Source organism: Rheinheimera sp. ATLC3 (assembly GCF_059429535.1).
Genome location: NZ_CM182103.1, coordinates 1424056 through 1437260 on the forward strand (window position 1 = coordinate 1424056; position 13205 = coordinate 1437260).

15 protein-coding genes and 1 tRNA gene are annotated in these 13205 nt (G+C 48.9%); 6 read left to right on the forward strand and 10 right to left on the reverse strand.

Translation table 11 applies throughout. The features are described 5' to 3' along the window. Positions 1-62 precede the first annotated feature (62 nt). Genes miaA through tsaE form a run of 4 tightly spaced genes read right to left on the reverse strand, consistent with a single transcriptional unit; the run spans position 63 to position 4468 of the window. Positions 63-992 (reverse strand): tRNA (adenosine(37)-N6)-dimethylallyltransferase MiaA, encoded by a 930-nt coding sequence (miaA, locus tag AC5SV9_RS06695; protein ID WP_475147385.1) that lies wholly within the window; start codon positions 990-992, stop codon positions 63-65. Further along, on the reverse strand, positions 989-2698 hold the full coding sequence (gene mutL, locus AC5SV9_RS06700) for a DNA mismatch repair endonuclease MutL (protein ID WP_475147387.1): 1710 nt from the start codon (positions 2696-2698) through the stop codon (positions 989-991). Before mutL ends, miaA begins: the two co-directional genes overlap by 4 nt. Positions 2699-2700: 2 nt before the next feature. After that, positions 2701-4011: an N-acetylmuramoyl-L-alanine amidase gene (locus tag AC5SV9_RS06705; RefSeq protein ID WP_475147389.1), complete on the reverse strand. Its 1311-nt coding sequence runs from the start codon at positions 4009-4011 to the stop codon at positions 2701-2703. After that, the gene (tsaE, locus tag AC5SV9_RS06710; RefSeq protein WP_475147392.1) at positions 3998-4468 is read right to left on the reverse strand and encodes a tRNA (adenosine(37)-N6)-threonylcarbamoyltransferase complex ATPase subunit type 1 TsaE; all 471 of its coding nucleotides are present in this window, start codon (positions 4466-4468) and stop codon (positions 3998-4000) included. Before tsaE ends, AC5SV9_RS06705 begins: the two co-directional genes overlap by 14 nt. A gap of 187 nt (positions 4469-4655) precedes the next feature. Here tsaE and queG point away from each other — a divergent pair, with 187 nt between their 5' ends. Beyond that, positions 4656-5783: a tRNA epoxyqueuosine(34) reductase QueG gene (gene queG / locus AC5SV9_RS06715; RefSeq protein ID WP_475147394.1), complete on the forward strand. Its 1128-nt coding sequence runs from the start codon at positions 4656-4658 to the stop codon at positions 5781-5783. On the opposite strand, the gene AC5SV9_RS06720 is transcribed toward queG, so the two are convergent. The 3 genes from AC5SV9_RS06720 to orn form a co-directional block, all read right to left on the reverse strand. Then, positions 5752-5958 carry a DUF1289 domain-containing protein gene (locus AC5SV9_RS06720; protein WP_475147396.1) on the reverse strand — a complete coding sequence of 69 codons (207 nt, stop codon included), beginning with the start codon at positions 5956-5958 and terminating at the stop codon, positions 5752-5754. The genes queG and AC5SV9_RS06720 overlap by 32 nt on opposite strands. Before the next feature lie 121 nt (positions 5959-6079). Beyond that, positions 6080-6155, reverse strand: a tRNA-Gly gene (locus tag AC5SV9_RS06725). Positions 6156-6221: 66 nt separating this feature from the next. After that, the gene (gene orn / locus AC5SV9_RS06730) at positions 6222-6773 is read right to left on the reverse strand and encodes an oligoribonuclease (RefSeq protein WP_134057592.1); all 552 of its coding nucleotides are present in this window, start codon (positions 6771-6773) and stop codon (positions 6222-6224) included. A 111-nt stretch (positions 6774-6884) separates the two neighbouring features. Here orn and rsgA point away from each other — a divergent pair, with 111 nt between their 5' ends. Genes rsgA through AC5SV9_RS06745 form a run of 3 tightly spaced genes read left to right on the forward strand, consistent with a single transcriptional unit; the run spans position 6885 to position 9512 of the window. Further along, positions 6885-7919, forward strand: coding sequence for a small ribosomal subunit biogenesis GTPase RsgA (gene rsgA / locus AC5SV9_RS06735; RefSeq protein ID WP_134057594.1), 1035 nt, complete (start codon positions 6885-6887; stop codon positions 7917-7919). A gap of 32 nt (positions 7920-7951) precedes the next feature. Further along, on the forward strand, positions 7952-8809 hold the full coding sequence (gene asd / locus AC5SV9_RS06740) for an archaetidylserine decarboxylase (RefSeq protein ID WP_475147400.1): 858 nt from the start codon (positions 7952-7954) through the stop codon (positions 8807-8809). 1 nt (position 8810) lies between these two features. Beyond that, positions 8811-9512: a glycerophosphodiester phosphodiesterase gene (locus AC5SV9_RS06745; protein ID WP_475147402.1), complete on the forward strand. Its 702-nt coding sequence runs from the start codon at positions 8811-8813 to the stop codon at positions 9510-9512. Positions 9513-9572: 60 nt separating this feature from the next. Here AC5SV9_RS06745 and AC5SV9_RS06750 read toward each other — a convergent pair whose 3' ends face one another. Next, complete coding sequence (locus tag AC5SV9_RS06750; protein WP_226767461.1) at positions 9573-9965, reverse strand: MerC domain-containing protein; 393 nt, start codon at positions 9963-9965, stop codon at positions 9573-9575. A 172-nt stretch (positions 9966-10137) separates the two neighbouring features. Here AC5SV9_RS06750 and AC5SV9_RS06755 point away from each other — a divergent pair, with 172 nt between their 5' ends. Together AC5SV9_RS06755 and AC5SV9_RS06760 are read left to right on the forward strand one after the other, a co-directional pair. Beyond that, entirely contained in the window at positions 10138-10446 is a 309-nt protein-coding gene (locus AC5SV9_RS06755; RefSeq protein WP_134057601.1) for a primosomal replication protein PriC, read from the forward strand. An 82-nt stretch (positions 10447-10528) separates the two neighbouring features. After that, entirely contained in the window at positions 10529-10780 is a 252-nt protein-coding gene (locus tag AC5SV9_RS06760; RefSeq protein ID WP_134057603.1) for a hypothetical protein, read from the forward strand. On the opposite strand, the gene AC5SV9_RS06765 is transcribed toward AC5SV9_RS06760, so the two are convergent. Then, the gene (locus AC5SV9_RS06765; RefSeq protein WP_134057605.1) at positions 10781-11311 is read right to left on the reverse strand and encodes a DUF3016 domain-containing protein; all 531 of its coding nucleotides are present in this window, start codon (positions 11309-11311) and stop codon (positions 10781-10783) included. Positions 11312-11533: 222 nt separating this feature from the next. Beyond that, positions 11534-13171 carry a chaperonin GroEL gene (groL, locus tag AC5SV9_RS06770; protein ID WP_134057607.1) on the reverse strand — a complete coding sequence of 546 codons (1638 nt, stop codon included), beginning with the start codon at positions 13169-13171 and terminating at the stop codon, positions 11534-11536. Positions 13172-13205: the final 34 nt, after the last annotated feature.

A 13205-nucleotide genomic window follows, 5' to 3' on the forward strand; every position in this document is an offset into this window, starting at 1 on the left:
ACTTATATAGGTATTATTTTTTTTATTTCAAGTTGTTAAAACGTATTTTTTATCCAGCTTGTTTAGCTTAGCGAAGATAAAACCGCTTGCAAGTTTTCCGCCATGGGCGCGTCACTTTTCAACCAGTTAAGCTGTGGCCAACCCCGTAACCAGGTCAGTTGTCGCTTGGCTAATTGCCGGGTAGCCGCTATGCCCTTTTCTGTCATTTCAGTGTAGCTGCATTCACCATCCAGATATTGCCACATCTGGCGGTACCCGACGCAGCGCACAGAAGGTAAATCCGGGTGCAAATCGCTACGCTGTTTCATCAACCTGACTTCCTGCTCAAAACCTGCAGCAAGCATTTGTTCAAACCGCAGTGCGATACGCTGATGCAACACTGCACGCTCTTGTGGTGCAATAGCGAATTGGTGCACAGGAAACGCAAAAGGTTCCCCTTTTTCTGCAGTAAGCTCCGTTAAACTTCGCCCGGTCACTCTGTATACTTCCAGCGCGCGTCCTATCCGCTGCGGGTCGTTCGGATGTATCCGCTTTGCCGAAACAGGATCTACCTTGCTAAGCGCTTCATGCAACGCGGCCCAACCAGCTGACGCAGCTTCCTGTTCCAATTGCGCCCTTACCTCCGGGTCAGCCTCAGGTAGTGGCGAAATACCCTCGAGTAGGGTTTTAAAGTACAGCATCGTTCCGCCAACCAGGACCGGAATGTTACCACGATGTTGAATTTCAGCAATCAATCTGAGCGCATCAGCCCTGAAATCTGCCGCAGAATAGCTTTGCGCCGGGTCACGGATATCAATTAGATGATGCGGTGCAACCGCCAGTTCTTCAGCCGTGGGCTTCGCTGTACCAATATCCATGCCGCGGTAGATCAGTGCACTGTCTACACTGATCAGCTCAGATGGCAAGCGCTGATATAGCTCTGTTGCCAGAGCCGTTTTTCCCGACGCCGTAGGCCCCATCAAAAAAATAACCTGATCTGTTGCCGGTTTCATTGTTTCGGCTCCGTCAGTGAATTTAGCGTCGCTTCTAGCTGCAAAGGTGCGCTTACCCACCACTCTGGTGCCGACAACAGTTGTGGTGCAGATTCTAACATTGCGCCAGCTGATACCCTATTAGCATTAAGTAGCATAGACAATAAATGGTGGCAAAGATCGTCAACGGGCTGCAGGCACAGCTGCTGTAACCACTCACCAAGCCACTGACTAACCACCGTGTTACGTAACCAGAGCGGTACCGCCCTTACAATAAGTAGCTGGTCAGTCAGTAACATATCAAAGCCTAAACGGTTAAATTGCTCAGCTCTATCTGTTAACAAACGGCATTGCTGCGCATTTAATGTTATCCGTTGCGGTAGCAGCAATGGCTGAGAGGGCTGACGCTGGGCAGAAAAATAGGCGACAAGTGTTGGCAGCAAATCAATGACGACTATATCGTCGCCACCCTGTAACAAAAGGTACCTGTTTTTTGTAATCAGCAGCGGGCTTTGTGTAATCGCTGGCATCGGGCTAGCAGCCTGCGTAGTTGCGGCTAAGCTCTGGCTGCTTTGCCAGTATGATAACTCTTGTTTTACAGCGGTATCTGACGGGCGTCTGTCGGCAGTGTAAGTACTGCGACTATTACCAGATACAACATGCCGATATGGCTGAGCGGGGGGCTCCTGAACCGTTAAACCCGGTTGCGAAACAGCGCGGCTTGCAGGCGTAAGCTGCGTGAGAGCATCGGTTAATGCCGATACCACAAAATCATGGATCAGCCGGGCCTGATGAAAACGTACTTCATGCTTCGCCGGATGAACGTTTACATCCACCTGACGCGGTTCCAACTCCAGATAAAGCACAAAGGCCGGTTGCTGATCTGACGCCAGCGTATCGCCATATGCCTGGCGGATAGCATGATTAAGCAATTTATCCCGCATCATCCGGCCGTTAACGTAACTATACTGGCAGTGCAGCTGAGCTGAGCACGCTTGCGGATGCACCAGCCAGCCCCATATTTTTACGTCACCGTACTGGTTTTCAATAAAAGCCGCATGTTCGGCAAATACCCGGCCACATAACGCAGCAACCCTTTTCTGCCGCTGCTCCTGCGTCAGAGCTGCTTTTAGCCGCCGCACTTGCTGCCCATTATGGCTTAACAACCAACTAACATCATAACGGCTTAACGCCAGTCGCTTGACCAACTCATCAATGTGACCAAATTCGGTTTTGTCGGTGCGCAGAAACTTTCGCCTGGCTGGCGTGTTAAAAAATAAATCCAGCACTTCAATGCTAGTGCCATCTGGATGAGCAGCAGGGCGCACTTCAACCTGCATATCCCGGCCTTCAGCACTGGCTTGCCAGGCCGCACTCTGCCCGGGTGTTTTCGACGTCAATGTCAGGCGCGATACCGAACTGATACTGGCCAGCGCTTCGCCACGAAAACCCAGGCTACAAATCGCTTCCAGATCATTCAGATCGGTAATTTTACTGGTAGCGTGCCGGCTTAATGCCAATACCAGCTCTTGCTCGGCGATGCCGCTGCCGTTATCACGTACACGGATAAGCTTGCTACCACCTTTTTCAATCTCTATTTCAATATGATCTGCGCCAGCGTCCAGGCTATTCTCTACCAGCTCCTTCACCACTGACGCCGGGCGTTCAACAACCTCGCCTGCCGCAATCTGGTTAGCCAGCTGCGGTGGCAGTATACGGATCGGCATAATTATGGGATCCGTAGTGTCTGGCCGACACGAATACTATCGGAGGTGAGTTGGTTTACTGAACGTAAATCATCTACGGATACGTTGTAGCGCTGTGCCAGCAAAGATAACGATTCGCCGGCGCTGACACGATGCTCACGTGAACGGTGCTGAGCAAATAACGAATCTGCAGGCGGCGACTTCTCGAAATGCCGCTTTAGTGCACTAAATAACGATTGTGCCAGCTTGGCCTGATGGCCGCCGGATTTAAGTAGCTTTTCTTCCTGAGGGTTAGAAATAAAGCCGACTTCAACCAGAATCGAAGGGATGTCTGGCGCTTTAAGTACCCCAAGACTGGCAGCCTGGGGTTCTTTTTTATGCAAATAAGCAATTTTGTCCAGCTCTTGCAGCACCTCATTGGCAACCTGATATGCGGTCACCATGGAATGGTTCATCGACAAATCTAATACGGTTTGTGCCAGATAGCGCTCATTGGCCGAATCTTTAATAATTTCGGCTACGCCGCCCAGCAGCTCTGAGTGGCGTTCTGTTTGTTCCAACATCCGACCGACTTCTGTCGTTGCCCGGCGTAGTGACAGCACCCATACCGACGCACCGCGCGGTTGCGGTGACGTAAAAGCATCAGCATGAATAGAGACCAGCAAGTCAGCCTGCTGACCTCTGGCAATTTCGGTACGTTTATTAACATGGATATAGTAATCGTTGGTACGCACCATCATGGCTTTCATACCTGGCTGGGCATCTATCAATCTGGCCAGTTGTTTTGCGATAGGCAGCGTTATATTTTTCTCGTAAAAGCCACTTGGGCCAATAGAACCTGGGTCCTCTCCACCGTGCCCGGCATCAATCGCCACAACAATGTCGCGTGCCGCCCGGATAGCCACAGGTGGCGCAGGTTGCGCCGGGTTGTTGTCGGGTAAATCGACAACCAGACGATGACCGTAAGGCGGGGTCGGTGGTAACGCAAAAACATTGGCATTAGCCGCCCGGGTTAAGTCCAGCACGATGCGCATTTTATTACCGTTGCCGCTGCTACGGATGCTTTTAATCAATGCCGACTCACCGGAGACCTGCGGTAAACTGCTCCCGCCTTTCGTGTTACTCAGGTCAATGACCAGACGATCTGGTTTATCCAGCGTAAAGCTTTTATGTTCTGGCGCAGTTGCCATATCAAACACAACACGAGTGTTGTCAGGAGATGGCCACACCCTTACGCCCTGCACCTGATTCACCGCAGCGGCAGAAAAACTGCCAATGCTCAACAGCAGTAGCAAGTAGCCTCTGACTTTTATGTAATAATTATTCTGCATCATCCGTTAAGGCTTTTATTATGTTGGCACCAGCGTCAGTATTAGCGCTTACTGAGACATGCCTGTGCTCTGCTTCAAAAACTAAGTGTATGTCGAGATCCGGCACAGGTAAATAACCCTGCCCCTGCTCTGGCCATTCAATCAGACATAACGTATCGGCGCGGAAATAGTCTCGGATCCCCATAAACTCCAATTCCTCGGCATCACGCAGACGGTACAGGTCAAAATGAAACACCGTCATAGCAGCCAGCTGGTATGGCTCAACCAGCGTATAGGTCGGGCTTTTCACTGTGCCTTTATGCCCCAACGCCTGTAGCAGCCCCCGACTGAATGTGGTCTTTCCTGTACCTAAACCGCCGTGCAAAAACAGTGTCATACCAGGTTGAATATGCTGGGCTACCCGCTCAGCCAGCAATAAGGTTGCCGATTCATCCTGTAATACTCGTTGATATTGTGTCACCGGCCACCACTCTTATGTTGCTGCTGTATAAACAGCACTATGTTAACAAATTAATCAACTTCCGGGCCAGTAAAACCGTACGCTGCAGCTAAGACCGCCACTAAAAAAGCAAGTTCCGGCATAACTAGGCGTTATCGTGACAGTTATGGTAGATTGTGCCGTCTTTATCAGGGGGTTCTAGACATCTATGGATTACGCCGAACTGGCTGAAAAAATTAAACTCTGGGCTCAGCAGCTTGGGTTTGACCAGCTGGGCATAACAGATGTCAGCCTGCCTGACGCTGAACGTCAGTTGCAAAAGTGGCTGGACGCCGGTTACCACGGCGAAATGGACTACATGGCAAGCCATGGTATGTTGCGCGCGAGACCGGCAGAACTGGTACCGGGCACTCTGCGGGTACTAAGTGTACGGATGAATTACTTACCCAAAGGCGCCGGCTTTGCTACCAACCTCGCGGATCCATTGCAAGCTTATATCAGCCGTTATGCACTTGGGCGTGATTATCATAAGCTGATCCGCAACCGCCTGAAGCAGCTTGGTGAACGCATTAATCAGCATGTCGCCGAACTGGGATATCGGCCTTTTACCGACTCAGCACCTATTTTGGAGCGGCCGCTGGCGCAAAAAGCTGGCCTGGGCTGGGTTGGTAAACACAGTTTATTATTAAACCACGAAGCCGGCTCATGGTTTTTTCTCGGGGAGTTGCTGGTAAACCTGCCACTACCGACAGATCAGCCTCATGACGGTGATTGCGGCAGCTGTGTCGCCTGTATTACCAGTTGCCCTACCGGCGCCATTGTAGAACCTTATGTCGTTGACGCCCGGCGCTGTATTTCTTATCTGACCATAGAATTAAAAGGCGCCATACCGGAAGAATTCAGACCTTTGCTGGGAAACCGCATCTACGGCTGCGATGATTGCCAGCTGGTTTGCCCGGAAAACCGCCATGCCCCGCTGTCGATAGAAGGTGATTTTCAGCGCCGAAAACAGTGGCAAAGCCAGAGCCTGCTCAGCCTGTTCAACTGGCAGGAACATGAGTTTTTAAGCAACACCGAAGGCAGTGCTATCCGCCGTATTGGCTTTGAACGCTGGCAACGTAATATTGCTGTGGCACTTGGTAACGCGCCCTATCAGCCAGAGATTGTACTGGCGCTACAGGCCAGATTAGGCAGTAGCAGTGAATTAGTTGCTGAGCATATTCAGTGGGCACTTAATCAGCAAAAACGTAAAAGCTGGCAAGCGGAATCACTGTTGCCCCGTAGCACAGAACGCCTGGTCAGAATTATTCAGAAGGGCTTACCACGCGACGCCTGATCATTTGCACCTCATCCCGCTGTTTCTGGCGGGTTGCAGCTAACTGCACAATTTGTGCCCTTCGCACTGCAGAGGCTGTGTGCCATTCCAGTATTTCTTGCAGCAGGCGTCCGCAGCCAATACAACAGTCTTGCTGATCAAGGCAGCAGTTTCGAATACAAGGTGAGTCAGTCATAGCAACCGATGTGCTGTGCTACATGCAGTAACTATATCGCATATAACAATCTGCAGATGAAAAATATTCAGATAACAAAAAACCGCAGCTTGCTTACACAAGGTGCGGTTTCTGTCGAATTTGGAGCGAGTAACGAGGTTCGAACTCGTGACCTCGACCTTGGCAAGGTCGCGCTCTACCAGCTGAGCTATACTCGCATCATCAGACGTTGTTGCGTCGTGATGGCGCGCATTTTACAAAATCAGTTAGCTTATGCAAGTACTTTATTGCGGTAATTTGAAAAAATGCTGTCGATAGGTCACTAATTCAGCAATTGACTCACGAATGTCGTCTAAAGCCAGGTGACTGCCTGATTTTTGCACTTTCTTTGTTACCTCAGGGTGCCAGCGTTTTGCCAACTCTTTTACAGTGCTGACATCTAAATTGCGGTAATGGAAAAACGCTTCCAGCGCAGGTGCATATTCCACCAGAAAACGTCTGTCCTGCCCAATGCTATTGCCGCACATCGGCGATTTACCGGCAGATACATACTGGCTTAAAAATGCGATCGTCTGCTGCTCGGCTTCTGCCAGTGAAACGTTGCTGGCACGGCAACGTGCCGTCAAACCACTTTTACCATGCTGTTCTACACACCAGGCGCTCATATTATCCAGCACATCATCAGGCTGCTTGATAGCAAATACAGGCCCTTCCGCCAGAATATTCAGATTGCTGTCGGTCACTATCGTTGCCATTTCCAGAATAACGTCGGTTTTCGGCTCTAACCCCGTCATCTCAAGGTCAATCCAGATTAGGTTATTATCATTTACACTCATCAAAAGCCCTTACGCAGCATGCTGCTTTGTTCATTTACAGAATACAGGTATCATACACGCCCTAAGCTTAGCAGTAATAGCACCCTTTTTATCAGAGCGAAAACAGCACCAGTGACGAAGAAAAAGCATCTCACCCAGCGTCAACAACAACGCATTGCCGACAATGCCAGTAAAAAGCTGCGTGCAGGCAAGAATAAAGGGGTCGAAACTGTTGATGACGCCAGCTTTAGCGCAGCAGAAGCTGGCCTCGTCATAAGCCGTTTTGGTCAGCATGCTGATGTCGAAGATGCTAATGGCGCCGTGACCCGCTGCAATATGCGCCGCTCGGTGGCATCATTAGTCACCGGCGACAAGGTAGTCTGGCGCAGGGCATTACAGCAGACGGGTGGTGTTGATGGTGTCATTGACGCGGTAGAAGAGCGCAGCTCAGTTTTATTACGGCCAGACTTTTATGATGGCTTAAAACCCGTCGCGGCCAATATTGACCTGATGATTATTGTCTCTGCCATCTTACCCGTGCTGTCGCTGAATATTATCGACCGCTATCTGGTTGCCGCAGAAATAACCGGTATCAAGCCATTGCTGGTCATTAATAAAACGGATTTGCTCAGCGCAGAGCAAAAACATGCTGTAGAGCAACAGTTGGCACAGTATGAAAAGCTTGGCTATAGCTTTGTTATGGTAAGCGCTAAAAGCGGCGAAGGTATGCCAGAGTTACTTAATTACCTGCACAGCGGCACCAGTATCTTCGTTGGCCAGTCAGGTGTCGGCAAATCATCACTGATGAATAGCCTGATGCCTGGCCTGGAAGCACAAACCCAGGAGGTTTCGCAAAATTCAGGTCTTGGTCAGCACACGACAACTGTATCGAGACTCTATCATTTACCAGAAGGCGGGGATTTGATTGACTCTCCGGGTATTCGTGAGTTTGCGCTGTGGCATTTAACGGCTGAGGAAGTGACACGGGGGTTCGTAGAATTCACGCCCTGGCTTGGACGTTGTAAATTCAGAGACTGCAAACATATTTCTGATCCCGGCTGCGCCATTCAACATGCCGTTGAAAGCGGTGATATCCTGCATGAACGTTACGACAGTTATCTGAAAATTCTTGCCAGTATGGCGCAAGATAAACCCAGTTACCTGTAACTTGTTTTTTGACAATTTTAATCGAGACCAAGATGGATAATTTAAAAATTACCCTGCAATACCTGATGCCAAAACACCTGATATCACGCCTGGCCGGAAAAATAGCCAGCGCCAGACTTGGCTGGTTTACCCACTTTTTAATAAATCGTTTTATCAAAGCCTACGGCATTAATATGAGCGAAGCTCAGTTTGAGCGGGCACAGGACTATGCCACATTCAACGAGTTTTTTACCCGTCCGCTAAAAGACGGTATACGCCCGCTGGCGACAGAAAGTAATGTTATTGCCCACCCTGTAGATGGCTGTATCAGTCAGCTCGGCCCTATTGTTGAAGGTAAACTGGTGCAGGCAAAAAACCATGACTACTCTTTACAAAGTTTGCTCGGCGGCGATATTGCCACTGCAGCTCCTTTTCAGAACGGCGACTTTGCGACTATTTATCTGGCGCCAAAAGATTATCATCGCATCCACATGCCGGTTAGCGGCACGCTGCGGCAAATGATCTATGTGCCAGGCGAGCTGTTTTCAGTAAACCCATTAACTGCTGAAAACGTGCCTGACTTATTTGCCCGTAACGAGCGTGTCGTAACCATTTTCGACACTGAGCTTGGCGCTATGGCCTTGGTATTGGTCGGCGCAACTATAGTAGCGAGTATTGAAACAGTTTGGGCCGGTACAGTAACACCACCGGCCGGTAAAAATATATTCCGTTGGACCTACCCTGCCCATGGCAAAAATGCCATAACGCTGGAAAAAGGTGCCGAAATGGGCCGCTTTAAATTAGGTTCAACAGTGGTATTGGCATTTGCTGCTGATAAGCTATCTTTCTTAGACGACCAGAAACCAGGCTCGGTAACCCGCATGGGTGCACCTTTTGCAAAGCTGAAATAATATGCAGATCATTGCTCACCGCGGCGCCAGTGGCGAATACCCTGAAAATACCATGCTGGCAATAGAACAAGCCATAGTTCAGGGTGCCGATGCTATCGAGCTGGATGTATTCGCAGTACAGGGTGAGCTGATCGTCATTCACGACCATCATTTACAACGCACTACCAATGGTAAGGGCAGCATTTACCAGTATAGTGTTGAGCAGCTGATGCAGTTTGATGCCGGTAAGGGTGAGCGTATTCCTGCTTTATCGCAGGTTTTGCAACGTCTGCAGCAGGCCTCACAGTGGCTCAATATTGAATTAAAAGGCGCTGATACCGTCACGCCACTATTGAGGCTACTGGACAAAGCTGAAGAAGAGTATAATTTCGACAGCAAACGGTTACTCATTTCGTCATTTAACCATCATTTACTGGCTGAAATAAAACAGTCGAGGCCTAAACTTAAGCTTGGTGCTCTTACCGCCTCGATGCCGGCTGATTATGCCAGTTTCGCGCAAAAGCTGCAGGCTTATTCAGTTAACTGCGATGTCAGCTTTATCAATCAGGCATTCGTCAACGATGCCAAAGCGCGTGGTTTAAGAGTGTATGTTTATACGGTAGATCACACAGATGACATCCAGCGTATGCAGCAATACGGGGTTGACGGAATCTTCACAAACTATCCCGGTGCCAGCCGGCAGTTTCTGGCGACAATTAAATAAGCTTGCCGCCTTAAACTCAAAAATCCCGCCACGGCGGGATTTTTTAGTTTAAGGCTCTGCTTAGTGATCATCTTCACAGCTGTTGCAGCTGTTACAAAGCCGCATATTCATAATATGCGCCAGTACCACCAGCGTTGCACCAACCATCAATACAGCATGCTCGTATTCATGGCCCCAGACATCTTTTTGCCAGTAAATAAAACCACCGAGAAATAATGAATAAAACGGATAAAGCTTGCGATGGTAACGATGAAAACCAATAAACAGTGTGATGAAGCCCAGCACCATAGTAATCAGTAATACAATTCTCTCAAACGCATGGTTATGACTTGCCGTTAAACCCAGTAAAGGCAACAGTGGCAGAATAACAGGCAGCATAATGCAGTGAATGGCACAAAGCGACGTCACTGTGATACCCACTTTATCGAATACGCTTCTTACTGTTGCTAACACTTTGCTTACTCTGAAAGCCTATGCTGAATAAACGAGATAATATAACAAAACACTTATTAAAGGAATGGGCGAGGATAAAAATAACCTCCGGCAAAGCTGGCTGGCCGACATAAGCTGAATACCACTGCAGCTTATGGCATAATGGCGCCACTTTTTATGGCTTGGTCAATCTATGGACGCTTTACTAAATCAGCTTGATGACAACTTAAAAGAATTATACCGCAAGGCGCTGGATGCCGACGCGTTACTCGACAACCTGCAACAACAAGGTCATGGCAAGCACCAACGTATTTTTGCTGATAACACGCTGTTTCAGGCATCGAGCAATCGCTTTATGCCTTATCTGGCCGAAACCGCAGAGCAGGTTGCGGCTATGAGGCAAAGCCAGCAGTTTAACACCGCAACTTTGCAGCGCGTCGTCAAGCAGTTAAAACAGTTGCACCAGACATTAGCTGAATTCCGCACTGTTATAACCAAATGAAATACACACCTCATTTTGTTCAAAAAACGATCTAACGGAGTTTCTGCGCTACACTAATCTAAAGAGATAATTGGAGGTGCCCATGTCTGCATTAAGTAGTACGGCATTGACCAGCAATCAGATAGCCGTCAGGCCAAATCAGGTACTTGAACGTACTGCAACCGCGTCTGCAGTACCGATAGGTTCAGCTTCACCGGCAACATCTGACACTGACACCGAACCACAGCGTGAAAGTGTAAGAGTAAGCAGCACTATTGGCCGGGCAGCTTCTGCCGGGCAACTAAGCCGGCAGGAAGCCGTCGACATTTACCGGCAAATTGCCAGTTTACTGTAATTACTGGCTAACCTTCGGCAGAGCCTGTGCATATTGCTCTACTTTAGGCTGCAACTCTTTGCTGAACCAGTCTTGCAGCATTTGACGCTCGTAGCGGAATTCATCAGAATTACTCACTGAATTGAGCGTCTGCATAAAGCCCATATCACGCAGTTTTTCCTCTGCGCTGGCGACTTCCTCACCATGCTTATCACGCACAACATAGCTGAATTTAATAGCCGGGGAGTAAATATCTTTCACGACACGCAGCGGATTACCCGCGCCACCGGCAAAATAATCAACATCACCAGCCAGATCTAAATCTGTTACCGTGACTTCCCATTTATATCCTTCTGGCAGCTTATTTGCCAGCTCTGCAAAAAAACCATCAAACTTTTTCAACACCCGCTCGCGGTAAGCCTTACGTGTATCATTAGCCGGGCGGATATCAGTAAATTTTTCCGGTTGTTGCCACTGCACAGAAACTTCACCTGCGTATGCAGTACCAACAGTGAAGAAGCTCAAACCACATAAAAGTAGTATTTTACGCATAACTCATCTCCTGTATCTGCTGAGGCTTCACGCCTGTAACGCCTTTAGAGCCGATTCGCTGGTATAAGTTTAATGTTAGTATCAACTATACCGCTAACAGCCGCATAACCGCTAAAGTGTTTTGTATAAAAATGTAGCCATTTTGCCTGATTACCTGTGCTGAAAAAGCAAAACCCCGGCATAAAGCCGGGGTTTATTAGTAAGTAAGCACTTACAGCAGCATCACATCATGCCGCCCATGCCACCCATGCCGCCCATGTCAGGCATTGCAGGAGCATCAGCTTTTGGCAGTTCAGTCACCATCGCTTCAGTGGTGATCATCAGAGAACCCACAGATGCCGCAAACTGCAGCGCAGAACGCGTTACTTTGGTTGGGTCCAGAATACCCATTTCCAACATATCGCCATACTCGCCGCTTGCTGCATTGTAACCATAGTTACCATTACCTGATTTAACCTGGTTAACCACTACTGATGGCTCGTCACCGGCGTTATCAACAATTTGACGCAGTGGCGATTCCATTGCACGCAGGGCAATCTTGATACCGTGGTTCTGATCTTCGTTCGCACCACGCAGGTCAACTAACTTGGCCGCCACACGCACCAGAGCTACACCACCGCCAGGCACTACGCCTTCTTCAACCGCAGCACGGGTCGCGTGCAGCGCGTCTTCTACGCGGTGTTTTTTCTCTTTCATTTCGATTTCAGTAGCCGCACCCACTTTGATAACTGCCACACCGCCAGCTAACTTGGCCAGGCGCTCTTGCAGTTTTTCTTTATCATAGTCAGATGTTGCTTCTTCAATTTGTTGACGGATTTGCTTCACACGACCATCAATAGCGGCCTGCTCGCCTGCACCATCGATAATGGTAGTGTTATCTTTAGTGATAACCACGCGCTTCGCTGTACCTAGCTCTTCCAGACCCGCTTTTTCCAGCTCCATACCGATTTCTTCAGAAATCACCGTACCGCCAGTCAGGGTAGCGATATCCTGCAGCATCGCTTTACGACGATCACCGAAGCCCGGGGCTTTAACAGCAGAAATTTTCACGATACCGCGCATGTTGTTTACTACCAGTGTCGCTAAGGCTTCGCCTTCAACATCTTCAGCGATAATCAGTAAAGGCTTACCAGACTTGGCCACACCTTCCAATACCGGCAGTAATTCACGGATGTTAGAGATTTTCTTATCAACAGTCAGGATATACGGGTTGTCCAGTTCTACCTGGCCTGCTTCCTGGTTGTTGATGAAATACGGCGACAGGTAACCACGGTCGAACTGCATACCTTCAACCACGTCCAGCTCGTTAGCTAAACCCTGGCCTTCTTCAACTGTGATAACGCCTTCTTTACCTACTTTGTCCATCGCTTTAGCAATGATCTGACCAATTTCATCGTCAGAGTTTGCAGAGATAGTACCTACCTGCGCAATGGCTTTGCTGTCAGCACATGGCTGAGACAGTGCTTTTAATTCTTCAACCGCAGCAACAACAGCTTTGTCGATACCACGTTTTAAATCCATTGGGTTCATACCGGCTGCAACCGCTTTAACACCTTCGTTGATGATGTTTTGCGCTAATACTGTTGCAGTAGTGGTACCGTCACCGGCTTCATCGTTGGCTTTAGAAGCAACTTCTTTCACCATCTGCGCGCCCATGTTCTCGAACTTATCTTCCAGCTCGATTTCTTTGGCTACAGATACACCGTCTTTAGTGATAAGTGGTGCGCCAAAAGATTTGTCCAGAATCACGTTACGGCCTTTAGGGCCCAGCGTAACGCGTACTGCGTTTGCCAGAATATTTACGCCTTTGAGCATTTTGTTGCGGGCTTCATCGCCAAAACGTACGTCTTTTGCTGCCATTTTTCTAATCCTTCAATTCAGTTAATGCTAAATA

Excerpts from the sequence above, each read along its gene's own strand:
- AC5SV9_RS06760 (WP_134057603.1), top strand. The coding sequence starts at position 10,529 with ATGTCTGCATTAAGTAGTACGGCATTGACCAGCAATCAGATAGCCGTC.
- asd (WP_475147400.1), top strand. The coding sequence starts at position 7,952 with ATGGATAATTTAAAAATTACCCTGCAATACCTGATGCCAAAACACCTG.
- orn (WP_134057592.1), bottom strand. The coding sequence starts at position 6,773 with ATGAGTGTAAATGATAATAACCTAATCTGGATTGACCTTGAGATGACG.
- mutL (WP_475147387.1), bottom strand. The coding sequence starts at position 2,698 with ATGCCGATCCGTATACTGCCACCGCAGCTGGCTAACCAGATTGCGGCA.
- AC5SV9_RS06720 (WP_475147396.1), bottom strand. The coding sequence starts at position 5,958 with ATGACTGACTCACCTTGTATTCGAAACTGCTGCCTTGATCAGCAAGAC.
- AC5SV9_RS06745 (WP_475147402.1), top strand. The coding sequence starts at position 8,811 with ATGCAGATCATTGCTCACCGCGGCGCCAGTGGCGAATACCCTGAAAAT.
- miaA (WP_475147385.1), bottom strand. The coding sequence starts at position 992 with ATGAAACCGGCAACAGATCAGGTTATTTTTTTGATGGGGCCTACGGCG.
- AC5SV9_RS06705 (WP_475147389.1), bottom strand. The coding sequence starts at position 4,011 with ATGATGCAGAATAATTATTACATAAAAGTCAGAGGCTACTTGCTACTG.
- AC5SV9_RS06755 (WP_134057601.1), top strand. The coding sequence starts at position 10,138 with ATGGACGCTTTACTAAATCAGCTTGATGACAACTTAAAAGAATTATAC.
- groL (WP_134057607.1), bottom strand. The coding sequence starts at position 13,171 with ATGGCAGCAAAAGACGTACGTTTTGGCGATGAAGCCCGCAACAAAATG.
- AC5SV9_RS06765 (WP_134057605.1), bottom strand. The coding sequence starts at position 11,311 with ATGCGTAAAATACTACTTTTATGTGGTTTGAGCTTCTTCACTGTTGGT.
- queG (WP_475147394.1), top strand. The coding sequence starts at position 4,656 with ATGGATTACGCCGAACTGGCTGAAAAAATTAAACTCTGGGCTCAGCAG.